A 26,524-nucleotide genomic window follows, 5' to 3' on the forward strand; every position below is an offset into this window, starting at 1 on the left:
TCCTTCTTTTGTAGAAAAATTCATGTGCCTTATATCAAGGTACTAGCAATTCTTAAAAATGTACTATATAAGTAATGCGACGGAATTCCAACAATATAAGTTGAAATTGGAGTTGCTATAAAAAGTATTAGTATAATCATCTGATATTTATATATGGAATCTGATATCTTATAGTAAGTCGATGGAAACAAATCTCTCAGCACATGAAATCCATCTAATCCAGGAAGTGGTATTAAATTAAAGACAAAAAGCATGCAATTTATTTGTATTATTGCAGCAAGTATACTACCAACAACTCCATATAATAGAGGTACTCCTTTCATGCCTAAAAAGCCGAATTTAGATAGAAGTACTACTAATATAGCGCCTAAAAATGCCACAATTAAATTAGCAATTGGTCCTGCTATAGAAACTTTTAGATCATCCTTATATCTATTTTTAAAAGCACTAGGATTGGTTTCCACAGGTCTTGCCCATCCAAATCCTACAACTAATATCATCAAAAATCCCATTAAATCTATATGAACAAATGGATTTAAGGTAAGTCTTCCTTGAAACTTTGGAGTCTTATCCCCAAGTCTATCAGCTACAAATGCGTGTGCATATTCATGAAATGCAAAACCTATAAGTATGGCTGGTATTATAAGTATTTTCTCAAGTAACCAGTTATTCAAAATCAAATCACCCTTTCCTACATTATTACTACATTTAAACAAAATTACTTTCATTATAACAAAAGTATTGACATTACTCAATAAAGTGAAACATACTTCAGTTTGCATTTTAAACGCCAATTAAGTTTATTTACAGTAATCTAAACAAACAAAATAAAATTTACAAGGGATGCTAGAACAGAATTCTATCCTAACATCCCCTAACAATTACAAATATCTTTAGTTAAATAGAGTTTTCACCATTTTTCCGTCACTTACTGATATTATTCCATCAGTATATATTTGAATAAATCTTCCTTGGTAAATATACTCTTTTCCTGAAGCAACCTCTCTGACAACTCCCTTAAGGTTATCATTTATATAAATCTTTCCTTGAGAACTCACATATATCGCATCTTTATCTACTGCAGTGCCTAAATCAATAGTTTGCAGAGAGTTTCTTCCTTCTTTTACACTGCCATAATAAATTTTACTAATCTTATCGTCTTGGGTTTCACCAATATATACTCTGTCCTCATCATCTACAGCTATTAGCGAAGGATTGTTTACTCCATTTATATCAAGAGGTTCATCTTGTCCTGTTATATATATTCTATGATGAGTAAGATCTTCATATATAAGCTTATCTTCATGAGGAACTACTTTTATCTTTCCTATCATGTAAGCCATTGTATCTACTTTTTTCATTTCTTTCATTATATTAATCCAATATATACTACTTCTCTTACCACTGTTTGCTACTTTAACATATATAATATTTGTCAAAGGTGACGCTTGAATGTCCTCTACCTCTGCGTTTTTGTCTGCCCAATCTAGTTCCTTAATATCTTCCTTAACATCTTTATCTACATCATAGTATGCTAATTTAAAGCTGGAGCCTTTTTTGCCTGTTTCTTTTTCTGCTATAAGCATTCTATTTCTATCTGGAAGCCATTTGTAAAATGAAACCTGTACACCATCCTCAAAATCTACTTTCTTTTCTTCCCCAGTTTTTGTATTTATTACTTTTAAAACATCTCCGTCATAGTAGGCCAAATATCTTGCATTAAAGGATGCATTAACATGAGTTGCATTATCAGGTATCTTCACCTCTGCATCTTGCTTTTTGGCTTCGCTTTTTACAACTTTTTTAGTCTTGATAGATGTATTTGTGGCTAAGAAATATTTGTCAGCGTAGAAAAGGCCTGCAAACTGTATGGTTAAAGATATAAGAATCCATAAAAAAATCCTTTTAAAAATCTTCATTCCTTACTCTCCTTCTAATAATTATCTTATTTACTTCCACAATTATTTAACAAAAATGGCTGATGGAACTGATCTTTCTCCTAAAGGATCGCAAGGATTATTTATTACATCACCTTCATAATACATCGTTGAAGATGATCCTCCATCTAAGTTTGTTGCATTAACAGCACCATATTGAAGCATTATATTTTCAACATCTTTCAGCGTAGCTCCTACACTCGTAGTTTGTCTTCCATCAATAACTAATAAAAGTATAGCTCCATCTTTTCTTTGCCCAATAGCTGTTCTAGGAGCTATTCCCCATCCTCCGTCACCGGATTTTATAGTACCTCTACCATTTACTACTAGTGCAGGTCCAAAAGAAATAGCTTCTGTAGCACCAAGTTCATTTAGTTCTTTTAAGCTATGCGGCCCAACTAAAAGCGCTCCACTTTTAGTAATAGCCACAACATCTCTTTCTTCATCTTCCTTTAAATCATTGTAAAGTATTTTCCCATTACTCATAAGTATTCCAACAGGCTTTCCACCGGTTCCTGTCCATTTACTATCTCCAGATGAGCTATCTGTAAAGCCTCCACCATTGACTGCAGCTACTGCTCCATTATCCCTAGCTATCTGACTTGTTAATTCTCCTTCAACACCTAATTTTTTGCTATAACCTACTTTAACTCTAGTAGGATCATGTACGATTAACATGTATCCTTTAAACTTTCTTCCATCACTAATATCTTCTCTTTCAATATTACTATCATGAGTATTTTTAAAATTTATAGGTGCATTATCCTGCTGAATAGTTTCAACAACATTTTCTCCTAAAATTTTATTTATTTCTTCATCTGATAAAAATAATTTAGCTATATATTGATGGCTAAGTGTTGTCATAGCAGCACCTACTACTGTCTTCTTTACGTTTTCAAATGGTCCATGAAATACTATTAAAGGCGCAGTAATACCTGTAAATATCATCTCAAAAATCAAAAAACCTAAGATCAATTTCCAAATTGACTTTTTCTTAGTTCCTTCGGTTTTTCTCTTATTCATTCGTTAAACCTACCCTTTCTAAATTTAATACCTTACAACATTGTACAATAAATGATATATTTTTTAAATAGAAATAGTTATAAATATAGCAAAAACTTTGTCATTTAAAAATTAAACATCCAAAAAGACATAATTCTGGTTAAAACCTTCCTAATGCTTTTTGGATGTTTAATTTCTCATATATTTTTAATTGTTTTATAAATTTAGCAATATTACTACACTTAAAGCCTTTTTGAAGCTTCATAAGCTAATGGAGACCTTTCACATTCGTCATATTTTAAAGTTACTTGATAACACAGAGCACTTCCTTTCATTTTTTCTGATGCATAACAGAGTCCATTTGATCTAGAGTCTAAAAATGGATGATCTATCTGCTCTGGATCTCCTATCAAAATAAGCTTTGTACCGACCCCAACTCTAGTTATAATAGATTTTACTTGCTTTGGTGTAAGATTTTGTGCTTCATCTATAATAACCCAATTTTTAACTATAGACCTTCCTCTTAAATATGCAACTGCTTCTGTAGTTATAATTCTTCTATCAAACAACTCTTTTATTTTATCAGATAATTCCTTTTCATTTTTATATCTTTCCTTCTCATCTGAATCCACCAATATCTCTAGATTATCCAATACTGGCCTCATAAAAGGTGATATTTTTTCCTGTTCTGTTCCAGGCAAAAATCCTATATCCTCATCCATTGTAACATTAGGCCTGCAAACTAAAATCCTTCTAAATTGATCTTTTCCTTCCTCCATAATCTTGTCTAAACCTACTGCAAGTGAAAAAAGCGTCTTAGCCGTACCAGCTGGACCTTTTATTATTACTAATGGAGCTTTTTCTGCATCTGTGTATAATGCTTCTAGTATAAACCTTTGTCCTACATTTCTAGCATTAACTCCTAGTGGTATATTATCTTTATGATATAGCTGTACTATTCTATTTCCATCAAATCTTCCCAATGCTGTTTGTTTTGGGTTATGGAGGCAGTGTATTATAATAAATTGATTGTTGTCTAAATTAGGTTTCAAGTATTTATCAAGCTCAACTGAATAACATAACAGATCATCTATATTCATAAATTTTTTACGGTAAAATTCTGATATTTTCTCAGATGTTGCATAAACATCCATGCGTCCCGTATATTGACTTTCATGATCTGGAACAACTTTTTCATGAAAGTCCTCTACATCTATGTTAACTGTATCAGCTTTAATTCTTTCAAAGGTATCTTTTGTAATTAAGCAAACATTTTTCCCTTGCTCCTTTAGACCTTTGCATACCTGTATTATTCTGTTATCAGGCTTAGTTTTATCCCAAGATGGTGGAATTTGTGTATCATAATGATTCATTTCAACCCTAAGCTTTCCACCACCGGGCAGTTCTACCCCCTTATTGAGATTACCTTCTTTTCTAAGGCTGTCTATCAACCTTGCCGCATGTCTCGCATTAGCTCCAAGGTCATTTTTGTCTTTCTTAAAACTGTCTAACTCCTCAAGCACAACCTCAGGTATGACTATATCATTATCTCCAAAGGTAAAAATTGCTCCTGGTGAGTACAGAATAACATTGGTATCTAAAACATAGGTCTTCTTCAAAATCATTCCTCCTTCCAGTCGGAAGACTGAGCAATTAAATCACTGGGATGCCTAGCCAGTTTCCTCTGCTAGGCATCTCGTTAAAGTCCATTTAGGACTTTAACCTCGCTCCCGCTCGCTAATTGCTCGTTAAAGCCCTTTTAGGGCTTTAACCTCCCCTCTTCCATTACTACTATTATATTCAGCTAATTTAATAAATGTATTAAAATTTATTAAATTAATATTTTATTATAAAAAAATAACAGGTATATAACCTGCTATTTCAGACTTTCATAAACCTTTTCTAAATTTTCTTTCATGCTTTGTAAATAATCTTTTCCATCCTCTTGACTTTCTGTAGTATATATTTTTTCAACTTTTGCGTTAACCTCTTTAGCTAAAGTTTCTGATACTTTTGGACTAGCCATATCCTCCATAAATATAGTTTTAACATTATTCTTTTTACAGTAGTCTATAAGCTTCTGCATTCTTTTTGGAGTTGGCTCTCCCTCAGCAAATACATTTTCTACACTATTTTGATTTAAATTAAAGTCCCTACAGAAATACGCAAATGCCGCATGACCAGTTACAAAGTTTTTATTTTTAACTCCACTAAATTTCTGTTTATATTCATTTAACATAGCATCAAGCTTAGATGCAAACTCATTATAGTTTTTTTCATAGTAGTCTTTATTTGATGGATCAACTTTAATTAGCGCTTCTTCTATGTTCTTTGATTCTATTTTAGCCATACTTAAACTTATCCATGTATGTGGGTCATATTGTCCATGCTCCTTTACGGAATCTTCATCTGTGTTTTTTATTGGATCACAACCTTTAGATGCTTCGACCACCACTAAGTCCTTATTATTTACTGCATTTAAAGATTTCTCCACCCATCCTTCCATTCCAAATCCGTTGTATATAAATATTTGAGCCTTACTTAAGTTTGCTAAGTCTTTAGGCTTTGGTTCAAAATCATGAGGTTCTGTTCCATTAGGCACGATTACTTGAACATCAACCTTATCCTTTCCCACTGCTTTTGCAAACTGTGACAAAGCATTAAAACTTGTCATTACTTTAATTTTTTTATCATTACTTTCAAAAGTATTTTTATCTTTTGCAGAGGCATCCCCACTCTTATTTCCACAGGCCGTTAAGCTAAGTATCAGAAATAGTGTTATTATTAGCAGCCCCATTTTTTTTATCATAATATATCAGCCTCCTGATTTTTATTATTTATATTAAATAACAAATAATTTTTAAGTGTAGTTGCAAATAATTTGCATCTGGATATATAATAATATTGTATGTTTTTTTTGTCAATGATATTTAATAGTATTATTGTTTATTGAATACATTATGTAATATAATAGTTATTATTTACATAATTTTGAAAAATATAAAACAGGAGGAAACTTATTTATGGTTGAAATTAAAAATTTAAATTTTTCATATACAGGAAATAAACCATATATACTTAATAATGTAAATTTAAATATACGGGATGGAAGTTATGTATCTATACTTGGCGAAAATGGTAGTGCAAAAACTACTCTTTTAAAGCTTGTATTAAATTTGCTCAATCCTTCTAGTGGAAATATAGCTTTACATACTGATAGAATTGGATATGTTCCCCAAAGAGTTGAAAGTTTTAATTCTCAATTTCCTATCACTGTCACTGAAATGCTAAGCTGTCATATGAAAATTTTAAGGCTGAAAAATCTAAAAACAATTCATAGAAGTTTAGACGCTGTAGGAATGGAAAGTTTTCAGCATACTCTAATAGGAGATATGTCTGGTGGACAGCAACAAAAAATATTCATTGCTCGAGCTTTAATGGGTAATCCCAAATTACTGATACTTGATGAGCCATCTACTGGTATTGATATACAAAGTCAAAAAGAAATATACAGCATAATTAAACATTTAAATGTACATTTAGGCATAACAGTATTAGCTGTAGAACATAATCTTAAAGCTGCTTTAGATTGTTCCACACATATTTGCATTATGGATAGTGGTTCTGCAAGTTTATACACAATAGAAGAATATAAAAGAATTATAAGAGTTTCCTAGTTAATATAATAAATTATCAAAACAAAAATTATTTTGGAGGTTGAAGTCCTAAATGGACTTTAACGGGTAATTTTGCTAGGTAAAAGTTCTAAATGAACTTTTACGGATAACTTGTGAGGTCAAAGTTCTAAATGAACTTTGGCGGATAACTTGTGAGCTGGGGCGAACGTCTTAAGTTATCCAGTGCCCGAAGGGAAGCGAAAATCTTAAGTTACCCAGTGCCCGAAGAGAAACAAGCAAAATTACCCAGTGTTCCGACTAAAAGGAGGAAAAAATGTTACAGTATGGTTTTATGCAGAATGCAATTATTGCAGGAGTATTTATAGCTATTTTATGTCCTGCAGTAGGTGTTTTTCTTGTGCTTAAGAGATATTCTATGATGGGGGATGCTTTATCACATGCTTCTTTTGCAGGAGTCGCTTTAGGGCTAATTCTTGGATATAATCCAATAATTTGTGCTTTTATATTCACCTCCATATGTGGTCTTTTAATTGAATTTTTAAGAGATTATTATAAAAAATACGCAGAACTAATACTTGTAATTGTAATGACCTTATCTATAGGTATAGCCATTACATTAATAAGTACTGGTAAAACTAATGCTAACGTTAACTCTTACTTATTTGGAAGCATATTAACAGTTTCAAAAAATGAGCTTTATACAGTTTTTGCACTGAGCATTATCTCAGTTATAGCTCTTTCATTGCTTTACAATCATCTTCTTTACATAACTTTTGATGAAAATGGGGCAAAAATTGCTGGAGTAAAAGTTAGACTTATAAATTACCTTTTTGCTCTACTTGTTGGTGCAACAGTCTCCGTATCTATAAGAATAATGGGTATCTTAGTCATATCATCTATGATAGCGATGCCTGTTGCTGCAGCTCTTCAATTGCACAAAGGGTTTAAAACCACATTAATATTTTCTATAATTTTTGGATTCATAGATATTGTTGTTGGATTATTTCTGTCCTATTTTATTAATAGTGCTCCAGGAGGAACTATAGCTTTAACATCTGTGGCGCTGCTTCTCGTAGTACTATTAAGCAAAAAGACTGTAAGTTAAATTTGAGATCTTAGAATACTTGTTTAGTTATTCAAGAGGCAATTAAAGAGAGGCTTATGAATAAATAACAAAATGTTTTTCTAAAAAAGAGCAGACTGATATTAAATTATCTCTGCTCTTTTAATACATTATTATTTCTCTCTTTTTATTTTCTACAATTAAAGACGGCAGCATACCTTGTAGTACAGACTTAACTATAGTATGTTTTGCATTATCATAGTTGATAAACTTTTTCTCAGCATAATGAACATTATCATAAACCTTCCAGTATCCAGATAATAGACTCTTTTGATCAGGATTATCCATAAAACAAACCACATCTCTCAATGGAAAACCTAGAAATATTCCCATTTCATGCGGACAAAAGTACTTAAATCTTTCCTTCAGTAATTGCAGCATCTCATCTACACTTAAATTTTTGTTATAACCAAATTTCTTTAGAAACTTTATATTTTCATCCTGATAAATAATTTTAGAAAGCATATCCCTGTCATAAATAAATAAAGTTTTACTTTCAAATCTTTTCTTTATTTCGTATATTTCTAGTTCACTTATAGATAAAAAATCTTCCCTATATCTTTCCCACAATAAGTTCAAGTTTCTCTTGTTCTTACCTAATGTAATTATACAGGATGGTTTATCGCTTAGTAGTGTAGGCGCTACATGATAGAGAATAACGCCAAATAGATACTCTTTGTCATTCATGTTCTTTAACTTATCCATATATTCTTCTAGTGGTGATTTATTCATAATAATCATCTACCTTTTAATAGTGTTTTTAGTTTTCCCTATGTAGAAAAAAATATAAATAACAATACATGGATAAAATTTCACTAATCAGAATATAAAAATTGCCCCCTAGTTTTGAAACTAGGGAGCGCAAACTACCATCTGGGGGATGATAAATTCTAGCAATATTAAATTTTAAAATGCTGCGGCCTTAAAGCCTTTTCCTTTTACTTCAGCAGTATCCATTATTGATACTACTGCACTCGAATCTATATCTTCAATTAAGTTTTTAGCTTGTTCAATTTCTTTTGGTGTTAAGATACAGTATATAACTTTCTTTTTATCACCAGTATAGGCGCCTTCACCGTAAAGGTAAGTTACACCTCTACCCAGCTTATCTAGTATAACCTGTTTTATTTTATCACTGTTTTGAGTTACTACTAGCACTACCTTTTCCTTATCAAAGCCTTGAATTATTTTATCTATTACTGCAGTGCTCATATACATTGAAATTAAAGTGTATATAGCTGTCTCCAAGCTTCCTATAAATACTCCCATAGTTACTATTACTACATTAATCATAAATGCTATTCTTCCTATGGACATACCATATTTTTTCTTAACTACTACTGCTATAATATCTGTTCCTCCTTGTGAGGCTCTATTTTTAAATATGATTCCTGCACCGAGACCTGTTAAAATTCCTCCACATAAAGCAGAAAGTAAGGGATCAGCCATATAATAAAGATTATGAAAATTTCTTGTAAATATTAGGGATAGAGACATTGCTGCCATTCCAATAAAGCTGAAAATACCAAATTCCTTGTCTATAGCCCTTATTCCTATTAAAAATATAGGTATATTTATAAGAATTACAGAATAGCCTGAGGACATTGTAGTTAAATACTGTAAAATTATTGCTATTCCAGCTACCCCTCCACTCAAAAATTTATGTGGTATTATAAATATATTAACTCCGATAGAATATATTAAACTGCCGACAACTATCATCGCAACTCTTAATAGATTTTCCTTTTTAATTAACATCTAATGATGCCTCCTTAACAAAAACAATGTATTAATCCATTTTATAAACAATTATGTAAAAGTATTAAATAGTTAGAAGGCATATATTAAATAATTATACATAGGAAGTCTTTGTTGTTGCGCCTTCTAGCTACTATATAAATTCTATAATATTCCCTTCAAATAGTCAATGGACTCATAATTGGACTAATCCATATATCCAATCATTTAAAAGTCCATTTGTCGATATTTATTAATTAAACATATTATCTCTTTAATATATGCCCTATTTCTAATGAATTCTCAATTTCCTTATTATAGAAAATTCATATTTTACAGACAATTCATCCGGATCAATAATATCTTAATAAATAAAAAATTAAGGCATAGTATATACTTCTACAAGATATACTATGCCTTTATATTCTCTGTAGTTAATTATAACTTTTTAATATACTTTTTCATCATATCCTTCAAGAATATATAAAGAGTTGGAATAGCATAAATCAACTCTCCTGCTCTTTCAATTGCCCCTCCCATAGAAGGCATTAACTCTGCAAGACCTTCTCCAAACATCAAAGCACCTATTAGTATTAAAATTATTGTTAGTGCATTAAATATTAATTCTATACTGAGTTTTAGGGTTTGCTTGTACACTAGATACATTAGAACAATTGAAATCAAAGCTCCTAATATTATACCAATTGCTATATTTAGAGCTGCTTCATTTATAAAAGGTAAAGTAAAAATAGTTATTTCCAAGCTCTCTCTAAATATTGTCAAAAATGCAAGTGTAAATAAACTTACAGCTGTAATCTTTACATTCACATTATCTTCTTCTTTAGTTGGCAGAGCTTTACTTTGCTTTCTTAAAAGAACTATGCTGTATAATATCAAAGCTGCCAAAAATAACATCATAGCCCCTTGAAATATATGCTGTACTGATGCATCTATAGACTTAGCTTGATCAAATATAATTACCCCAGTTAAAATACTTAAAGCAACTCCACTACCTGAACCAACATATAGATACTTCTTCAAGTCTTCTCTATTTATCTTAGAAAGGTATACTAAGAGCGGAACAATAACCAGTAGCATTTCAAAGCTTTCTCTAAAGGCAATAATCATAGTCGTAACCATTTTCTCACCCCCTAGTTTAAAAATTTTCAAATAGCCTTTGTTTCATAATAAGCAGAAATAGCGAAAATGTTACAAAATTTTGATTAAGTTCTGTTCAAATTTTAGCTATTAATAAACTAAAAGAGGGTTACAAAACCCTCTTGTTTAATCTTCTATTCCTTTTCTTGCTGGGACACCTTGAGTATAGTAGTGTTTAATTTCTTTCATTTCTGTAACCAAATCTGCCTTCTCTATAATTCTCTCATTTGCATATCTTCCTGTGAGAATTACCTCCGTTTTTTCAGCTTTTCTATCTAGAATTTCTATAACTTCGTCTACTGAAAAAAGTTCGTAAAACAATGCAATATTTATTTCATCTAATACTACAACATCATATTCGCCAGAAGTTAAAACTTCTTCTGCTTTTTGTAGACCTTTCCTTGCAACTTCTTTATCTGCTTTTGTTGGGTTTCCTAATATAAAAACGTCTCTACCAAACTGTTCTAATGTAAAGTTTGGCAAATAATTAGGTGCATTTAATTCGCTATACTTCATCCCCTTAGTGAATTGTCCAAAAAAAACCTTTTTCCCAGCACAAACTGCTCTAAGAGATAAACCTAAAGCACAAGTTGTTTTTCCTTTTCCATTACCGGTGTAAACTTGAATATATCCTTTTTCCATAATAATTCCTTCTTTCTTAATAATAGTAAAAATTATATTTCAATAGAATTTAAAGTATTAACTGAATATACTTTACAGTTTGTTATATTTTGAGCTAATTCTTTTGCATAATTAAGTTTTTCTTTATCTTCATATATAATACCCAACACATTTCCGCTGTGGGCTCCCATTATACCTAAACCATGAGTTTTATCCTTTATATCAATAATTTGCTCTAAAAAGTCATAATGAAGCCTTTTTTGATTTCTTATTATACTTTCCGTAGAAACATAGGCAAGCTTTTCTAAGTTCTTTTCTCTTATAGCCTCTTCTAAAATTGGAATTAAATCATCTACATCACTTAATGTCGGTAGCTTTTTACTATTAAATTCTACAGTGTCTACAACCTTGTTTCCTTCAAAGGCCAGTATATTATAAGGAATGTATTCTCCCATCTGTTTTTTATATAAGCCTTTCTTATAATCAAATAAAGTCATCTCTTTAAATATTATACTGTCTGTTGGCTCTATTTTTATACACTGTTCCATAAGCTCTGCTTCGTTAAACTCTTTATTAAACATTTTGAGCAGACAATAATATACTCCGCATAAATCTGCAGTACTACTAGCAAGTCCTTTTCCATAAGGTATTTTAGAGTTTATTTCTATATCTATAGTATTATAATACTGACCATAATCCCATAACTCTAAAACATTTCGAAGAAGGTCTGCAGATTTTTTGTTATTATATTTTTTTTGTATATTGTTACACTCAAAAACCTTTACTTTTGTATATATATCTACAGGACAGGACAACAGAAGATCTTTATCCTTTACTTTCCCCTGCAGTATTTCCCCAAAACTTCCTGGGTAACTTATTGTAAACTCCATAAAATCTAACACCCTTTACTCTTTGATAGCTTAAGTCTTTATTTCATAGCCAGTATCTTAAGCTTATTAAAATAGTACTAATTATATTAAATAACTAATCTTACTTTAGTTTCACTTTATCTAATAAATAGTTAACCAAATCCTCTATATCATAAAAGACATTATTACATTTCATTGTTTGCCTTCCTATGATAAATCCATAAATATTATTATCAACACAAGCTCTAAGCTTTTCTTCAGTACCACCCTGAATACCACTATCCTTAAGAATAACTGCCTGCGCCTTGTATTCCTTAATAAAGGCACAATTTAGTTCATAGCTTATAGGACCTTTTATTGAAATTATATCTCCTGCATCTAAGCCCTTATCAATGCATTCTTGCATAACTTTTACTGATGGTAAAACTCTATGGATAATCCTATTCTTTAGATTCATAGAAAGAATCCTGTCCAAATTTCTACTTCCTGTGGTATTTAAAATATTGCCTTTAATATTTTTTAGCTTATCATAAAGTTCCTCATAGTCTTTTAACTCTATAATTTTCTCTTCATTTTTAAATTTATCAACACATGAAGGCCTTTCATATCTCAAATATTCTATACCAAAAACTTCGCAAGCCTTTATAGCATTTTTACTAATTTCTAAAGCATAAGGATGAGAAGCATCCACTAATAAACTTACATTTTTCTCCTTGAACAACCTTACTAGCCCTTCTAAATCTAAAGGATTAGTATTTAGATATGAATACTTGTAGTCTTTTAAAATTTCACCACCGTATTCTGTTGCTGTGGACACTAGAATATCCTCTGTATAATTGTTTAATAAGGAAAGAATTTTTCTTCCCTCTGAAGTACCAAGAATTAATCCTATCATTTCTTAATCACCAACTTATTATTCAGTCATTAAAGGATTGCCCTCTATACAATCTCTAACATGCTGTACATATATATCCTGATATTCTTTATTTTCACCTAATCCATGAAGGTATACATGTGACTTTATGTCCTGTTCTTCCAATTGACTTTTCCATGAATCCTCTTCATCTCCAGCCATATCATTAATAGCATGATCTCCTGCAACAAGCATATATGGCATTAAAGTAACTTCTTTAATGTTTTCTTCTTTAAGCTTTGGAATTATGCTTTCTAATGTAGGATATCCCTCAACTGTTGCAACATATATAGTTCCCAATTCAGCATCATTCAACATACATTGTAGCTGTGCATAACATGAATTAGCATGATGTGTGGAACCGTGCCCCATAAGCACTACAGCAGTGTTTTCTCTCATTTCTGGAAGCTGAATTTTTAAAGCATCTATAGCTATCTTATAGTCTTTCTTTCTATATAATATAGGCCTTCCTAGAACTAGCTTATCAAAGGAGTCTATATATTTATTGACCTGGCGAGTTACCTTATCATATTCGTCTCCAGGCATAATGTGTAGAGGTTGTACATATACCTCTGTAAAACCATCATTTTTCATCTTTTCTAAAGCTTCTTCAACATTATCTATATGAAGGTCCATTTCTTCCTTTAGCTTTTTCATAATCATGCCAGAAGTAAATGCTCTTCTTATCTCGTACTCAGGAAAACACTCTTTTATTCTATTTTCTGTAGATTCGATACATGCTTTAAAGGTTTCCATAATACTTGTTCCAAAACTTGCTACCAATATACCTTTTTTTGATCCACTCATCTATTTCACCTCATAATTACTTAAACTTTTTTATTTACTATTTATATAGGGACATAATCTGCAAAGTTAAATTTTCAACTTTTCCCTTATACCCTGTATCCTCTAGGTGTTATAAATTTTCCGTCTTTTATAAAGCTTCTGCTGTTTCCTATTATTACTATTGAGAACATATCAACTTCACTGTCATCAAAAGTGTCTATAGTAAATAAAGTTGTTTCTTGCCCATCCCTTAATGCATTTTTAACTACTGCCACTGGAGTATTCCCTTGTCTATACTTTTTTATAATATCCATGCACTCTTGCAAGTATAAAGGTCTTCCGTGACTTTTAGGGTTATAAAGAGAGATTATAAAATCTCCTTCTGCAGCTAACTCCACTCTTTTCTTTATAAGTTCATATGGCGTCATAAGGTCACTCAAACTTATATTGCAATTATCATGCATAAGAGGTGCTCCAACTACTGAAGCTGCCGCTGAAGATGCTGTAACCCCTGGGATAATCTCTACATCTTCGTCTTTTCTCATCTCTAAAATAAGTCCAGCCATACCATATATTCCAGCATCACCAGTGCTTACTATTGACACTATTTTATCCTTAGCTAATTCTAAGGCTTCCTTACATCTTTCTACTTCTCCACGCATTCCTGTAGAAACTACAGGCTTATCTTTAACTAAAGGTTTTATAAACTCTATATATTTTGTATACCCTACTATAACATCACTTTCTTCAAGCGCTTTTACCGCTTTTAAGGTCATATGCTCAAGTCCTCCAGGACCAATTCCTATAACATAAAGCTTACCCAAATTAACACATCCTTTTCTACATACATTTAGAAAGTATCTAACTCTCCTATACACATGGTCATTCCATTAGCTTTTATTTTTTCTGAAACTAATCTTGCTCCTAATAACTCAACACAGGGTTCACATACTGCACGTACCCCTATTGTTTTTTCTACAAAATTGCTACCTTCATATTTATATTGAGTCTTTTTTAATTCTTCTATAGAAAATATTTTTACTTTACAGCCTAGATGTTCACCAAGCTTTAATATAGCTTTTTCATCCTTTTTTATTTCCACAGTTCCAATGAATTTCACTGCTCTTTTATCTACATTCTTTTCCTTTAGCAGTTTTTCAACCGTATCCCTCATTTTTTCAGGCTCAAAATTCTTTCTACAACCTATACCAAGTACAATATCTTTTCTTATAAGTTTAAGAGCATCAATTCCTTTTACTTTTTCATTAAGCTTATTATTTTTCTCTATATTATTCAATTCATGAATATCTTCATTTAGATTATGTGTGACATAAACCAATCCCTTTACCCCGTCAAAATTTTCTGTATATCCTTTCGGTAAAGAAATTTTTGATTTTAAATCTATAAAACCTACTTTTTCTTTATTAACAAGTAATGCAGCAATTTGTTTTGCATCTTTTAGATTATCGATTATTAAATCATTATTTTTAGCGATTATATCTGGAGCTTCAACTCCTAAGTTATCCGTAGCAGTTGTAATAACAGGTATACTATTTAAGATTTTTGATACCTGCAAAGTTAATTCATTGGCACCACCTAAGTGTCCACTTAAAAGACTTATTGCAAAGTTGCTGGAATTATCTACAACTACTATAGCTGGATCCTTATCCTTCGATGTTATGTATTCTGCTATTGCTCTTACAGCTATGCCTGTAGAACTTATAAATATTATTGCCTTATATTCTTTCATGAGTTTTTCAGTAATTTCTTTAAGTCTGAAGTTCTCTATTAATTCTTTAGAATACAGTTCTATATCCAAAAAATTTTTAAGCTTTTCTGCAATAGCATCTCCAGATTTCGTAACACTAATTACTGCTATTTTCATCTTTTCCCTTTCTAAACATGTGAGTGAAATTTTCATGATATAATAAGCTCTTATCATACTCACAGTTTATAAAATCTCCCACAAGTATTTGAGCAGTTTTAGTTATGTTTTCTTCTTTAACTTTTTCCGCAATGTCATCAAGGGTTCCTATAACATACTTTTCATCTCCCCAAGTTGCTCTTTGTATAACTGCTACAGGAACATTTCTTCCATAACCTTTTCTTAGTTTTTCTACAACTTTATCTATCATACCAACTGATAGGAATAAAGCCATTGAAGCTCCTATACCTGCCAACCTTTCCAAGTCTTCCTTTTCAGGTACTGGAGTTCTTCCTTCCATTCTTGTAAGTATAATTGTTTGACTTACATTTGGAAGTGTGAATTCTTTTTTAATTGCCGCTGCAGCAGCTGTAAATGAACTTACTCCTGGAACAACCTCATATGGTATGTTAAACTTTTCAAGCTCATCCATTTGCTCTTTTATTGCTCCATATATAGCTGGGTCTCCTGTATGAAGTCTTACTATTTTTTTATTTTCATTATAAGACTTTACCACCACATCAATAACCTCTTGCAATGTCATTGAGGCTGAATTATGTATCTCTACATTTTCTTTGCAATGTTCGAAATGTTCTTTGCTTACCAGTGAACCTGCATATATTATTACATCTGCTTCAGATAATATCTTTCTACCTTTAACTGTTATTAAGTCTGGATCTCCTGGACCTGCTCCTATGAAATATACTATATTCTCCATATAAGTCTCTCCTTTTTATAATTTAAGATGCCTTAATCTCTTTGTGCTAGGATAAGTGACATATAATCTCTATTTTTTAGTATTTCTTCTCTATCTCTAATTACCTGCTGACCTTCTCTATATGCTCTTTTTACATATACATATCTAAAACCTTTTTCTTCAAGAGTATTTAATACCTTCTCTTCAAGCTTGTATAATTTCATTATAACTACAAACTTTTCATCCTTTATTTCATCAACTTGTGTTGCTGGCATTATTAATACTCTTTCATCACCTATAACGATGTTTTCCCCAGCTAAGCTTGCACTTGCACAAAAGGATGTAATCCCTGGTACTGTCTCTGTGCTATAGCCTTGCTCTTTTATGTATTTTAAAAGATATATGTAGGTACTATATACAAATGGATCTCCTATAGTTAAAAAAGCTACATCTTTTCCATCCTTAAGTTTTTCCTCTATAGTTTTAAATGCCTTATATATTTTCTCTTCCTGCTCTGCTCCCCCCATTGGAAAGTGCTTTACAATAACTTCTTTATCTTCGCTTATAAAATTTTTAGCTGTCTCTAGAGCTATACTACTTCCACCTTCTTTAGCAGATGGAGCAACCACTACATCACACTTTTTCATGACATTTACAGCTTTTAAAGTCAGCAGTTCTTCATCTCCTGGACCAACTCCTATACCATATAAAGTCCCTAATTTAACAGAATTATTATCCAAACATTTCACATCCTTCTATATACTTTTTTAACTACCTTTAGGAAAGCTAACTTCGATCTAGTATCCTAAATCTTTTTTCCAGTTAAAATAAAGATACTATTATTTGCAACCATCATATAACTTTTGCCTTTGATTTTATTTACTGAGACTTGAACACACTCAATTTCATAATTTAAGTCTTTTAGTGTATTCATAGCTTTATATAAGTTATCTAGAGTAATAAAATTCAAAACCATATTACATCCATTTTTTAATTTCAAGTGGTAACGCGTAATTATATCTTCTATATTGCCGCCGCTGCCTCCAATAAATATAGCATCAAACATCCCATATATATTTTCTTCAACAGCTAGTGCTTCTCCTCTAACTACTTCTAGATTACCTGCATTAAACTTACTCTTATTTTTTTCTATAATCTCTAATGCTTCCTCATCTTTTTCTATGGCAATTACTTCACCCTTTGAACATATATTAGCCATTTGTATACTTACCGAACCGGTTCCTGCTCCAATGTCTAGAACTCTATAATAGTCTTCAAGCTGAAGCTTTGCAGTGCTTAAGACTCTAACTTCCTCCTTAGTCATAGGACAGTTTCCTCTTATAAATTCCTCATCCTTTATATAGTTCATAAACTTATTCTCCTCTATATTTTAAATACAGATATTTAATTCTTATTCTATATTTAAATTTTCAATCACAGCTACACATAAACCGTCAAATTCCATTTTCTCTATTTCTTCTAAGCTTCCACCAATAATTTTTTCATCCTCATAAGAAAGATTTTGTCCTACATATATGTTTGCTCTAATATTTTTTTCTTTTAACAAACTACACATATAAGAAGGTGAATGCTTGCTGTCAGTTAGCCATATGGAAATTTTATTTTCTTCTACAATTTCATGAAAATTTTGTTCTCTACCGTGAAGGCTTCCTAAAAAACTTCCATGCCAGCTTTTACCTAGCTTAGCCATCATATACTGAAAAGAACTTAGTCCCGGAATTACTTCAATATTTCCCAAGTAATTTTTCTTTATATAATCCGTTATTCCATAAAAAAGCGGATCTCCCGAGGCTGCAATACCTATACTTTTGTATTTATCACAATTAATAATGTCAATTACCTCAGCAATCTTACTTACAACAATTTTATTTACATCTATGAACTCTAAGCTTTCAATAGCTCTTTTAAAGCCCACAATTAAATCACATTTACTAAGAGTATCTATTGCCTTAGGCAGTATATACTCTTTTCTGCCAGGTCCTACTCCAACAACATAAACTTTCTCATTCATATTACCTTATAACTCCTTATTTACTTACAGGCTGCTATAAAGTACTCCTCGTTCCATTGAGTACATAATAACATCTGCCTTTATAGTGTTATATGTAAACTGTTCAATTCTCTGTTTAACCTTAACACCTATATTTCTGTATAACTCTTCATACCCATCGCCCAGAAGTTTTACAGCTCCTTCAGTAGTTTCTTCATTGTACACCTTTTGCACAAGTTCCGTATTAGCTCCCATCAATGCCAGCTCTAGAGCTAAAGTCTCCAATCTTACATCACAAACCCTGCTGTGAGTATTGAAACATCCCGAAGCAATTTTACAAAGCTTACCTATGTGTCCTACCATCAATATTTTATTAATTTTTTTATCCATGCAGCAATTTAAAGTAAATCCAACATAGTTAGACATTATTACCATTTTGCTCTTATCTAGCCCCAGCTTATTTGCCATGTTTTCTCCCATATTACCAAATAAGAGTATGAGATCCTCACATCCTTGAGCTATTTTCTGATTCATCTCAAGCTCTACAGATTTTATTAGTGCCTCTTCAGACATAGGCATTACTATACCTGTAGTTCCAAGGATAGATATTCCACCTTGTATATTAAGTCTCGGATTAAAGGTCTTTTTAGCTATTTCTTCGCCTTTTGGTACAAATATAGTTATTTCAATTCCCATTTCTTTTGACAGAACTTCTTTTACTTCCTTCTCAATCATAGACCTTGGCACCGGATTTATAGCAGGTTCTCCTTTTTTTACATAAAGTCCGTCACTGCAAACTACTCCTACTCCTTTACCACCTTTTAGGCTATAACCAGAATCTTTTTTTTCCGCTCTTGCCCATATTTCTAGTCCATGAGTAGCATCTGGATCATCCCCACCATCTTTTATGACACAACATTCCACATAGTTCTGTCCCTTTTGTATTTTTTCTATTGGAAGCATAAGTTCTATACCTTTTGGAGTATCTATTTTTATATTTTTTAATTCTCCACCAAAATAGAGCATAGAAGTAGCCGCCTTAGCAGCTCCAGCTGCACAAGACCCTGTCGTATATCCACATCTTAATCTTTTTCCATCACAATTCACATACATATCTAGCATATTTTCACCTTCTATATCTGAGAGATTTTTTCTTATCTAGTGATCATATACATAAGAGCATTTACAATTGCAGCAGCTATATTGCTTCCACCTTTTCTTCCTCTTACAGTAATCATAGGAATTTCTAACTTTTCTATTTCCTCTTTTGACTCAGCTGCTCCTACAAATCCAACCGGAGCACCAATTATAAATTTAGGATTAGCTTTTCCTTCTAAAGTTAACTCTTTAAGTTTAAATAATGCTGTAGGTGCATTTCCAAACACAAAGAACTCTACTCCCTCCTCTACAGCTTTTTCTACTGCTGCCATAGAGCGAGTTATTCCTCTTTCTTTAGCTATTTGCGCTATATCTTCTCTAGATACAAAGCACTCTACTTTACAATTTAATTTGCTTAATACACCTTTATTTATTCCTGAGGCAGCCATATTAGTATCTGTATATATAGTTACTCCTTTTCTTAGAAGCTCCAAAGCACTAGTTATAGCTCCATCTCTGATATATGTTAAATTTTTTAATTCAAAATCTGCAGTAGTATGTATAACTCTTTTAATTATAAGAAGCTCTTTCTCAGAGAAATTATGCTCACCCATTTCTTCTCCAATTATCTCAAAGCTCTTTTTTTCTATGTCCATAGGAACCTTTATATAATCCATCATATCTTTCTCCCTTTTATCACTACTTCTTTTCCCTAATATCTACATAACATTCTTTGTTTAAAGCTGCCTCCTCAAAGGTAGCCATGTTGTCCATAGCACATAATGAAGCCTCAATAATATTAAATGCTAGAGGACATCCACTTCCCTCTCCAAGTCTCATTCGTAAATTAAGCATTGGATTTAATTCAAGTTCCTGCATCATATATGCAGCTCCTGGTTCTGCTGAAAGGTGAGAAGGGAATATAAAATCTCTGACATTATTGTTTAATTTATTTGCACATAGTGCTGCAGCTGAGGATATAAATCCATCAATTACAATTGGTATCCTATTTTTAGCTGCTCCTAAAAAACATCCACAAAGGCCAGCAATATCTAATCCTCCAACCTTCGATAAAACATCTATAATATCATCTCTATCAGGACTGTTTGTTTCTATTGCTCTTTGAACCACACTTTTTTTAATTATTAATTGTTCTTCTGTAAGTCCCGAACCTTTTCCTACTACAACCTCTGGAGAAATTCCTGATAACACACTAAAAACTGCTGCACTGGTAGTAGTGTTGCCAACTCCCATTTCACCTGTACCTAAAAGATTGTAACCTTCCTTTACTAAGTTATCTACAATTTCTATTCCAGCTTCTATTGCTTGAATTGCTTGCTCTCTTGTCATCGCAGGCTCTTTAGCGATATTGTTAGTACCATACATTACTTTTTTATTTATTATTTTAGGATGATTAAAGTCTTCCTTTACTCCAATATCCACAACAGTAATATTCGCATTTACATATTTAGCTAAGACACATACACCAGTTATACCTTTAGTAAAGTTGTTAGTAACCGTTACTGTTGTATCTTGTGTATTGTTACTCACTCCTTCTTCATAAACACCATTATCAGCACACATTATTACTACAGTTTTCTTATTTATTTTATTATGAATTTTCCCTGTAATACCAGCCATTTTTGCAGCTATTTCTTCTAATTCACCTAAGCTTCCTATAGGCTTAGTAAGGTTGTCCAATCTCTCCCAGGCCTTTTTTATAGCTTCTTTATCTGCTGGCTTTATACATTTTAAGGTTTCACCAAGTAGCATTCCCATGCTTCTCCCCCTTTGCTTATCCTAACACAACAATAAGTGCCAATTCTAAAATCTATCTAATAAACTTTTAATCATTTTCATATTTCCAAAGAAATGAACATGTCCATAGGCCCCTAATGTGTTATTTTTTACATATCCACAATTCCATGTTTTTAGGGAGCCATCATAAGTCTCTTTTATTAATCCGTAAATTTTTTCTTCTTCTAAACTTACATAAGACTTATGAAACTCGTGACAGTTTATTTCTAACCCAGTAGGCAAAACATCATTTTCTTTTTCAACCTTCAGCTTTGCATATCCAAAGTTCTGAAGTTTTTTAGTCATATAAGCATGTCCTGTTAAAAAACCTACTGCTTCAAATACATTTTTACTATCTGTATCTTCTATGCCACTGGTAAGATACATTAATCCACCACATTCAGCATAACAACCTAGTCCACTTTCCAATCTTTCTCTTATGCTTCTAAGCATAGATTTATTGTTGCTTAATTCTTTTATAAATACTTCAGGATAACCTCCACCTATGTACAAAAAGTCTATATTTTCCGGTAATTCACTATCCTTTAATGGACTAAAATACACTACTTCTCCCGCTTCTTCTAAAAGCTCAATGTTTTCTCTATAATAAAAGCTAAATGCTTTGTCATAAGGTACCGCTATTCGTATACTTTTATTTTCAATATGAAAGTTATCTCTGTACTTTTCTGTTTCTTTAAAATATTTTAATAATTCTTCTACATTAACATGTTTTAATATTAATTCACTGCATAACTCTATTTTCTCATTTAAATCCTCTATTTCGCTGCTTTGAACAAGACCTAAATGTCTGCTCTTTAATGCAAGCTTTTCATCTTTAGGCACATACCCAAAAACCTTAGTGTTGCAATTTTTTTCAACTGCAGTCTTTAACAGCTTGTAATAACTCTCACTAATACTATTAAATACAACTCCAACTATATTATTTTTTTCAAAATTTAATATTCCATTAATTTCAGCACACAGTGTAATACTCTGTGCTTTTGGTGTTATGATAAGCAGTACTGGAAGGTTTAAAACCTTGGATACATGTGCAGTAGAATACATCGAGTCTATTCCCTTACCATCATAAAAACCCATAACTCCTTCTACTACTCCAATGTCTCCTGTACCTCTAGAAAAGGAGGCCTTTACCCCCTCTTCCCCCATAAGGTACAAGTCTAAGTTTCTTGAAGGTTTTCCTGTTATATAACTGTGGAAAGCTGGATCAATATAATCTGGTCCTACTTTGTATCCTTGAACATCAAAGCCTTTCTTCATCAAAGCTTTCATAAGTCCTAGTGTTATTGTAGTTTTTCCTCCACCACTGCTATTCGAGGATATGACTAAGCTTCTCAAACCACATCGCCTCTTTCCGCAGTATTTTTCTGTGGCATCTTCAAGAAAATAACTAGTCAGTATACTAGTCTATTTTCTTTCAGATGCCTAAACTAAAATTTTCTCATTAGGTCTACAAATTTCTCTATGTCTTCTTCAGTGTGTTTTACACCTATGAACATAGCTTCAAATTGCGCTGGTGACATAAACATTCCACCTTTTAGCATGTGTTCGAAGAATCTTCCGTATAATTTAGTATCACTAGCTTTTGCTTGTTTAAAGTTAGCAACCTCTCCGCCTTCGTTAATAAACATTGTCATCATGTTTACACGTCTGTTTATAACTAATGGAAGACCTTTTTCCTTAGCTATTTCTTCTGCTCCTTTTTGAAGTTTTCCAGCTATTTTATCCATGTACTCATAATAGTGTGGATTGCTGTGAAGCTTTGTAAGTGTTGCATATCCAGCTGCCATAACTAGTGGGTTTCCAGACATAGTTCCTGCCTGATAAACCGGTCCCATAGGTGCTAGCTGTTCCATTAAGTCTCTTCTTCCACCGTAAGCACCTGATGGAAGTCCGCCGCCCATAATCTTAGCGAAAGTTGATAAATCAGGTTTTACTCCATATAAGCTTTGTGCTCCTTTGTAAGCAACTCTAAATCCAGTCATAACCTCATCGAATATTAAGATAGTTCCATATTTTGTACAGATTTCTCTTAGATCTTCTAGGAATTTCTTATGAGCTGGCACAACACCCATGTTCCCTGCTATTGGCTCAATAATAACTGCTGCTATATCGTCACCGTATTTTTCAAAAAGCTCTTTTACGCTTTCAATGTCATTGTATTGAGCTATTAGTGTATTTGCTATACTTCCCTTTGGTACCCCTGGTGAACCTGGTATGTTTGCTGTAAGCACTCCTGAACCAGCTTCTACTAAGAATCCATCAAAGTGCCCATGGTAACAACCTGCGAATTTTATGATTTTATCTCTCTTAGTACATCCTCTTGCAAGCTTTATAGCACTCATAGTAGCTTCTGTACCTGAGTTTACCATTCTTATCATGTCTACATTGTCTATTGTAGTACAGATATGTTTAGCTAATTTTAATTCAAGCTCTGTAGGTGCTCCAAAAGCTATAGCATTTTCTGCTGTGTCTTTTATTGCTTTTACTACATCTTCATCACAGTGTCCAAGTATCATAGGACCCCATGCACCAATGAAATCTACATATTCTTTTCCATCTTCATCGAATATGTGAGCTCCTACTCCTTTTTTAATTACAGGTGGTTTTGTCTCTAATCCTACGTATGCTCTAACTGGACTGTTAACTCCACCTGGCATATATATATTGGACTCATTAAATATATCTAAACTTGACATTATTTTCGCCTCCGTAAATTACATTTGCTCTCTAAGCCATCTAGCTGCCTCTATAGCATAGTAAGTTATGATCATTTTTGCTCCTGCTCTCTTTATTGATGTTAACATCTCTAAGGCAACTCTCTTTTCATCTATAAGGCCTGCTTTAGCTGCAGCTTTAACCATAGCATATTCACCACTTACATTATAAGCAGCTATTGGTACATCAAATCTATCTCTAGCCATTCTTATTACATCTAAATAAGGCATTGCTGGCTTAACCATTATAATATCTGCTCCCTCATCTATATCATCCTCAATCTCAAGCATAGCCTCTCTTGAATTAGCTGGGTCCATTTGATAAGTTTTTCTGTCTCCAAATTGAGGAGCTGAATCTGCTGCTTCTCTAAAAGGACCATAGAAAGCTGAACAATACTTGGCACTATAAGCCATAATAGGAACGTTCTTGTAGCCATTCTCGTCTAAAATTGTTCTTATAGCATCTATTCTTCCATCCATCATATCAGAAGGTGCTATCATATCTGCTCCTGCCTTAGCATGAGATAATGCTATTTTAGCCATGTATTCTAAAGTTTCATCATTATCTACATCTTCACCATGGATTATTCCACAATGTCCGTGACTTGTGTATTCACACATGCAAACATCTGTAATAACATAGATATTCTTATCAATTTCCTTTATTTTTCTTATAGCCTTTTGTATTATTCCATTCTCATCATAAGCTCCGCTTCCACATTCATCTTTATGCTCAGGAATTCCAAATAATATTACACTTTTAACTCCTACTTCTCTCATTTCTTCTACTACTTCTTGTAATCTGTCTACAGAGAGATGATAGTTTCCTGGTAGAGATGAAATTTCTCTTTTAATATTTGTTCCTTCTACTGCAAATAAAGGATATATAAAATCCGATGGATCAACTATGGTTTCTCTCACCATAGATCTTACAACTTCGTTTTGTCTAAGTCTTCTGTGTCTTCTAAACATAATAAATTACCTCTTTTCTATTTTTTAATCATTTAAATTTTATTTTTTGATTAGCTCATTAATAACTCCATCAGTTGTATACTCACTACAAACTGAATAACTTATTCCATGTTTCTCTAACTCATTACCTGTTATAGGCCCTATAGAAATAACATTCCTTTCTTTTATAGAGTCTAATCCTACAAGTTCAATCATATTTCTTACTGTAGTAGGACTAGTAAATACCACTGTATCTACATCTTCAAAACAGCTTTTATCAATCAAATCACCTATTACCGTTTCATAAGTGTAGCATTCATCTACTATACATCCGGCATCTTTTAATACATCTGCTAGATAAGGCCTTGCTTGTTTTGATCTCGGTAGAAATACTTTGTCACCTGACTTTACAAAATTTTTCATTTTATCAAATAAGCTTTCAGCTACAAACTTTTCTGCTACGATTTTAGGAATGATTCCTCTTGCTTTAATAGCCTTTTCTGTAGCAGGTCCTATAGCCGCAAAAGTTCCATTTATTCTTCTTATGTCGTAGCCTTTATCAACTAACTGATCAAAGAAGCTATTTACTCCATTAACACTTGTAAAAACTATATAATCATAATTTGGAAGTTTATCTAAATGCTCATTCATATTTTCTGAAGTGAACTTTATTTTTATTGAATTTATTTCTGTAACCTGTGCACCTAAATCTATTAATCTTTCTCTTATCTCAGCAGATTGCTCCTTTGACCGTGTAATGCATATATTCCTTCCAAATAGAGGCTTTTTCTCATACCAATTTAATTCATCATTAAACTTAACTACTTCACCTACAACTATTATGCATGGTGAGTGTAATCCAGCTTCTACAGCTCTATCCTGTATGTCTTTTAAAGTACTTACTACTTTTCTTTGTCTAGCAGTAGTTCCTCTCATTACAACTGCACATGGCGTATTCTCATCCATTCCGCATTTTACTAGGTTTTCAGAAATTACTCCTAGATTTTCAAATCCCATTAAAAATATAAGGGTTCCTCCTACATGTGCCGCTGCATCCCAATTTATATTTAATTTTGCAGCACTCTTTCCTGTGAATACATGAAAACTTTGCGCTATTTTTCTATGAGTTACAGGTATTCCTCCATAGTTTAGTACGGATATTGGAGAAGTAATTCCTGGTACAACTTCAAACTCTATATCTTCTTCTATAAGCCTTAACGCTTCTTCTCCACCTCTGCCAAATATGTATGGGTCTCCACCTTTAATTCTTCCAACGATATGGCCTTCTTTAGCCAACTGAACTAACATCTCATTTATTTCATCTTGAGTTTTATAATGACATCCTGGTTCTTTACCACAATAATATATCTTACACTTTTCATCTAAATACTTTAAAACACCTGTTCCTGACAATCTGTCATACATTACTGCAGTACATTCTTTTAATTTTCTAATTGCCTTTAAGGTTATAAGCTCTTCATCCCCAGGTCCAGCCCCAATAAGATAAACCTTACCCATTTTTAGTTC

Annotated in this window: 27 protein-coding genes; 2 read left to right on the forward strand and 25 right to left on the reverse strand. The window is 32.3% G+C overall.

Features of this window, described 5'->3' with window-relative positions:
• Positions 1-29: 29 nt before the first annotated feature.
• The 5 genes from I6U51_RS00295 to I6U51_RS00315 form a co-directional block, all read right to left on the reverse strand.
• On the reverse strand, positions 30-680 hold the full coding sequence (locus tag I6U51_RS00295; protein ID WP_211140686.1) for a site-2 protease family protein: 651 nt from the start codon (positions 678-680) through the stop codon (positions 30-32).
• Positions 681-893: 213 nt separating this feature from the next.
• Positions 894-1,919 (reverse strand): NHL repeat-containing protein, encoded by a 1,026-nt coding sequence (locus I6U51_RS00300; protein WP_211140608.1) that lies wholly within the window; start codon positions 1,917-1,919, stop codon positions 894-896.
• A 42-nt stretch (positions 1,920-1,961) separates the two neighbouring features.
• The gene (locus I6U51_RS00305; RefSeq protein WP_211140609.1) at positions 1,962-2,960 is read right to left on the reverse strand and encodes a phosphodiester glycosidase family protein; all 999 of its coding nucleotides are present in this window, start codon (positions 2,958-2,960) and stop codon (positions 1,962-1,964) included.
• A gap of 221 nt (positions 2,961-3,181) precedes the next feature.
• Positions 3,182-4,558, reverse strand: a complete 1,377-nt coding sequence (locus I6U51_RS00310) for a PhoH family protein (protein WP_211140610.1) — start codon at positions 4,556-4,558, stop codon at positions 3,182-3,184.
• Between the two features lie 257 nt (positions 4,559-4,815).
• Positions 4,816-5,748 (reverse strand): metal ABC transporter substrate-binding protein, encoded by a 933-nt coding sequence (locus I6U51_RS00315; RefSeq protein WP_211140611.1) that lies wholly within the window; start codon positions 5,746-5,748, stop codon positions 4,816-4,818.
• Between the two features lie 214 nt (positions 5,749-5,962).
• Here I6U51_RS00315 and I6U51_RS00320 point away from each other — a divergent pair, with 214 nt between their 5' ends.
• A complete protein-coding gene (locus I6U51_RS00320; RefSeq protein ID WP_211140612.1) occupies positions 5,963-6,616 on the forward strand; it encodes a metal ABC transporter ATP-binding protein in 654 nt (217 codons plus the stop codon).
• A gap of 274 nt (positions 6,617-6,890) precedes the next feature.
• Positions 6,891-7,682, forward strand: a complete 792-nt coding sequence (locus I6U51_RS00325; RefSeq protein ID WP_211140613.1) for a metal ABC transporter permease — start codon at positions 6,891-6,893, stop codon at positions 7,680-7,682.
• Positions 7,683-7,802: 120 nt separating this feature from the next.
• Here the strand turns inward: I6U51_RS00325 and I6U51_RS00330 are convergent, their stop codons facing one another.
• The 20 genes from I6U51_RS00330 to cobA form a co-directional block, all read right to left on the reverse strand.
• Positions 7,803-8,432, reverse strand: coding sequence for a DUF3793 family protein (locus I6U51_RS00330; protein WP_211140614.1), 630 nt, complete (start codon positions 8,430-8,432; stop codon positions 7,803-7,805).
• Between the two features lie 174 nt (positions 8,433-8,606).
• Positions 8,607-9,458: a YitT family protein gene (locus I6U51_RS00335; protein ID WP_211140615.1), complete on the reverse strand. Its 852-nt coding sequence runs from the start codon at positions 9,456-9,458 to the stop codon at positions 8,607-8,609.
• Positions 9,459-9,875: 417 nt separating this feature from the next.
• On the reverse strand, positions 9,876-10,577 hold the full coding sequence (locus I6U51_RS00340) for an FTR1 family protein (RefSeq protein ID WP_211140616.1): 702 nt from the start codon (positions 10,575-10,577) through the stop codon (positions 9,876-9,878).
• Between the two features lie 144 nt (positions 10,578-10,721).
• Entirely contained in the window at positions 10,722-11,237 is a 516-nt protein-coding gene (locus I6U51_RS00345; RefSeq protein ID WP_246517010.1) for a cob(I)yrinic acid a,c-diamide adenosyltransferase, read from the reverse strand.
• 32 nt (positions 11,238-11,269) lie between these two features.
• Positions 11,270-12,106, reverse strand: coding sequence for a GHMP family kinase ATP-binding protein (locus tag I6U51_RS00350; protein ID WP_211140617.1), 837 nt, complete (start codon positions 12,104-12,106; stop codon positions 11,270-11,272).
• Positions 12,107-12,206: 100 nt separating this feature from the next.
• Positions 12,207-12,980 carry a cobalt-precorrin-6A reductase gene (locus I6U51_RS00355; RefSeq protein ID WP_211140618.1) on the reverse strand — a complete coding sequence of 258 codons (774 nt, stop codon included), beginning with the start codon at positions 12,978-12,980 and terminating at the stop codon, positions 12,207-12,209.
• Between the two features lie 18 nt (positions 12,981-12,998).
• Positions 12,999-13,805 (reverse strand): sirohydrochlorin cobaltochelatase, encoded by an 807-nt coding sequence (locus I6U51_RS00360; protein ID WP_211140619.1) that lies wholly within the window; start codon positions 13,803-13,805, stop codon positions 12,999-13,001.
• An 86-nt stretch (positions 13,806-13,891) separates the two neighbouring features.
• A complete protein-coding gene (gene cobJ, locus I6U51_RS00365) occupies positions 13,892-14,608 on the reverse strand; it encodes a precorrin-3B C(17)-methyltransferase (protein ID WP_211140620.1) in 717 nt (238 codons plus the stop codon).
• 26 nt (positions 14,609-14,634) lie between these two features.
• Complete coding sequence (gene cbiG, locus I6U51_RS00370) at positions 14,635-15,669, reverse strand: cobalt-precorrin 5A hydrolase (protein WP_211140621.1); 1,035 nt, start codon at positions 15,667-15,669, stop codon at positions 14,635-14,637.
• Entirely contained in the window at positions 15,650-16,426 is a 777-nt protein-coding gene (gene cobM / locus I6U51_RS00375; RefSeq protein ID WP_178907443.1) for a precorrin-4 C(11)-methyltransferase, read from the reverse strand. The genes cbiG and cobM overlap by 20 nt, the downstream gene beginning before the upstream one ends.
• A gap of 32 nt (positions 16,427-16,458) precedes the next feature.
• The gene (locus tag I6U51_RS00380; RefSeq protein WP_211140622.1) at positions 16,459-17,145 is read right to left on the reverse strand and encodes a cobalt-factor II C(20)-methyltransferase; all 687 of its coding nucleotides are present in this window, start codon (positions 17,143-17,145) and stop codon (positions 16,459-16,461) included.
• A 65-nt stretch (positions 17,146-17,210) separates the two neighbouring features.
• Positions 17,211-17,774, reverse strand: coding sequence for a precorrin-6Y C5,15-methyltransferase (decarboxylating) subunit CbiT (gene cbiT, locus I6U51_RS00385; RefSeq protein WP_211140623.1), 564 nt, complete (start codon positions 17,772-17,774; stop codon positions 17,211-17,213).
• A gap of 42 nt (positions 17,775-17,816) precedes the next feature.
• On the reverse strand, positions 17,817-18,437 hold the full coding sequence (gene cbiE / locus I6U51_RS00390; RefSeq protein WP_211140624.1) for a precorrin-6y C5,15-methyltransferase (decarboxylating) subunit CbiE: 621 nt from the start codon (positions 18,435-18,437) through the stop codon (positions 17,817-17,819).
• A gap of 24 nt (positions 18,438-18,461) precedes the next feature.
• Positions 18,462-19,538 carry a cobalt-precorrin-5B (C(1))-methyltransferase CbiD gene (cbiD, locus tag I6U51_RS00395; RefSeq protein WP_211140625.1) on the reverse strand — a complete coding sequence of 359 codons (1,077 nt, stop codon included), beginning with the start codon at positions 19,536-19,538 and terminating at the stop codon, positions 18,462-18,464.
• Between the two features lie 32 nt (positions 19,539-19,570).
• On the reverse strand, positions 19,571-20,194 hold the full coding sequence (locus tag I6U51_RS00400) for a precorrin-8X methylmutase (protein WP_211140626.1): 624 nt from the start codon (positions 20,192-20,194) through the stop codon (positions 19,571-19,573).
• A 19-nt stretch (positions 20,195-20,213) separates the two neighbouring features.
• Positions 20,214-21,293, reverse strand: a complete 1,080-nt coding sequence (gene cobT, locus I6U51_RS00405; protein ID WP_211140627.1) for a nicotinate-nucleotide--dimethylbenzimidazole phosphoribosyltransferase — start codon at positions 21,291-21,293, stop codon at positions 20,214-20,216.
• A 45-nt stretch (positions 21,294-21,338) separates the two neighbouring features.
• Positions 21,339-22,667, reverse strand: coding sequence for a cobyrinic acid a,c-diamide synthase CobB (locus I6U51_RS00410; RefSeq protein WP_211140628.1), 1,329 nt, complete (start codon positions 22,665-22,667; stop codon positions 21,339-21,341).
• 92 nt (positions 22,668-22,759) lie between these two features.
• Positions 22,760-24,028: a glutamate-1-semialdehyde 2,1-aminomutase gene (hemL, locus tag I6U51_RS00415; RefSeq protein WP_211140629.1), complete on the reverse strand. Its 1,269-nt coding sequence runs from the start codon at positions 24,026-24,028 to the stop codon at positions 22,760-22,762.
• Positions 24,029-24,046: 18 nt separating this feature from the next.
• Positions 24,047-25,018: a porphobilinogen synthase gene (hemB, locus tag I6U51_RS00420; protein ID WP_211140630.1), complete on the reverse strand. Its 972-nt coding sequence runs from the start codon at positions 25,016-25,018 to the stop codon at positions 24,047-24,049.
• Between the two features lie 39 nt (positions 25,019-25,057).
• Complete coding sequence (cobA, locus tag I6U51_RS00425; protein WP_211140631.1) at positions 25,058-26,515, reverse strand: uroporphyrinogen-III C-methyltransferase; 1,458 nt, start codon at positions 26,513-26,515, stop codon at positions 25,058-25,060.
• Positions 26,516-26,524: the final 9 nt, after the last annotated feature.

The organism is Clostridium aciditolerans (genome assembly GCF_016316925.1).
GTDB lineage: Bacteria > Bacillota > Clostridia > Clostridiales > Clostridiaceae > Clostridium_AM > Clostridium_AM aciditolerans.

Coding starts and splice junctions, on each gene's coding strand:
- cobT (WP_211140627.1), bottom strand. CDS start 21,293: ATGGGAATGCTACTTGGTGAAACCTTAAAATGTATAAAGCCAGCAGAT.
- I6U51_RS00355 (WP_211140618.1), bottom strand. CDS start 12,980: ATGATAGGATTAATTCTTGGTACTTCAGAGGGAAGAAAAATTCTTTCC.
- I6U51_RS00350 (WP_211140617.1), bottom strand. CDS start 12,106: ATGGAGTTTACAATAAGTTACCCAGGAAGTTTTGGGGAAATACTGCAG.
- I6U51_RS00315 (WP_211140611.1), bottom strand. CDS start 5,748: ATGATAAAAAAAATGGGGCTGCTAATAATAACACTATTTCTGATACTT.
- I6U51_RS00400 (WP_211140626.1), bottom strand. CDS start 20,194: ATGATGGATTATATAAAGGTTCCTATGGACATAGAAAAAAAGAGCTTT.
- I6U51_RS00330 (WP_211140614.1), bottom strand. CDS start 8,432: ATGAATAAATCACCACTAGAAGAATATATGGATAAGTTAAAGAACATG.
- I6U51_RS00305 (WP_211140609.1), bottom strand. CDS start 2,960: ATGAATAAGAGAAAAACCGAAGGAACTAAGAAAAAGTCAATTTGGAAA.
- cbiE (WP_211140624.1), bottom strand. CDS start 18,437: ATGAATGAGAAAGTTTATGTTGTTGGAGTAGGACCTGGCAGAAAAGAG.
- cobA (WP_211140631.1), bottom strand. CDS start 26,515: ATGGGTAAGGTTTATCTTATTGGGGCTGGACCTGGGGATGAAGAGCTT.
- I6U51_RS00360 (WP_211140619.1), bottom strand. CDS start 13,805: ATGAGTGGATCAAAAAAAGGTATATTGGTAGCAAGTTTTGGAACAAGT.
- I6U51_RS00300 (WP_211140608.1), bottom strand. CDS start 1,919: ATGAAGATTTTTAAAAGGATTTTTTTATGGATTCTTATATCTTTAACC.
- I6U51_RS00340 (WP_211140616.1), bottom strand. CDS start 10,577: ATGGTTACGACTATGATTATTGCCTTTAGAGAAAGCTTTGAAATGCTA.
- I6U51_RS00345 (WP_246517010.1), bottom strand. CDS start 11,237: ATGGAAAAAGGATATATTCAAGTTTACACCGGTAATGGAAAAGGAAAA.
- cobM (WP_178907443.1), bottom strand. CDS start 16,426: ATGGAGAATATAGTATATTTCATAGGAGCAGGTCCAGGAGATCCAGAC.
- I6U51_RS00325 (WP_211140613.1), top strand. CDS start 6,891: ATGTTACAGTATGGTTTTATGCAGAATGCAATTATTGCAGGAGTATTT.
- hemB (WP_211140630.1), bottom strand. CDS start 25,018: ATGTTTAGAAGACACAGAAGACTTAGACAAAACGAAGTTGTAAGATCT.
- cbiD (WP_211140625.1), bottom strand. CDS start 19,538: ATGCTAGATATGTATGTGAATTGTGATGGAAAAAGATTAAGATGTGGA.
- I6U51_RS00320 (WP_211140612.1), top strand. CDS start 5,963: ATGGTTGAAATTAAAAATTTAAATTTTTCATATACAGGAAATAAACCA.
- I6U51_RS00335 (WP_211140615.1), bottom strand. CDS start 9,458: ATGTTAATTAAAAAGGAAAATCTATTAAGAGTTGCGATGATAGTTGTC.
- cbiG (WP_211140621.1), bottom strand. CDS start 15,669: ATGAAAATAGCAGTAATTAGTGTTACGAAATCTGGAGATGCTATTGCA.
- cbiT (WP_211140623.1), bottom strand. CDS start 17,774: ATGAACTATATAAAGGATGAGGAATTTATAAGAGGAAACTGTCCTATG.
- hemL (WP_211140629.1), bottom strand. CDS start 24,028: ATGTCAAGTTTAGATATATTTAATGAGTCCAATATATATATGCCAGGT.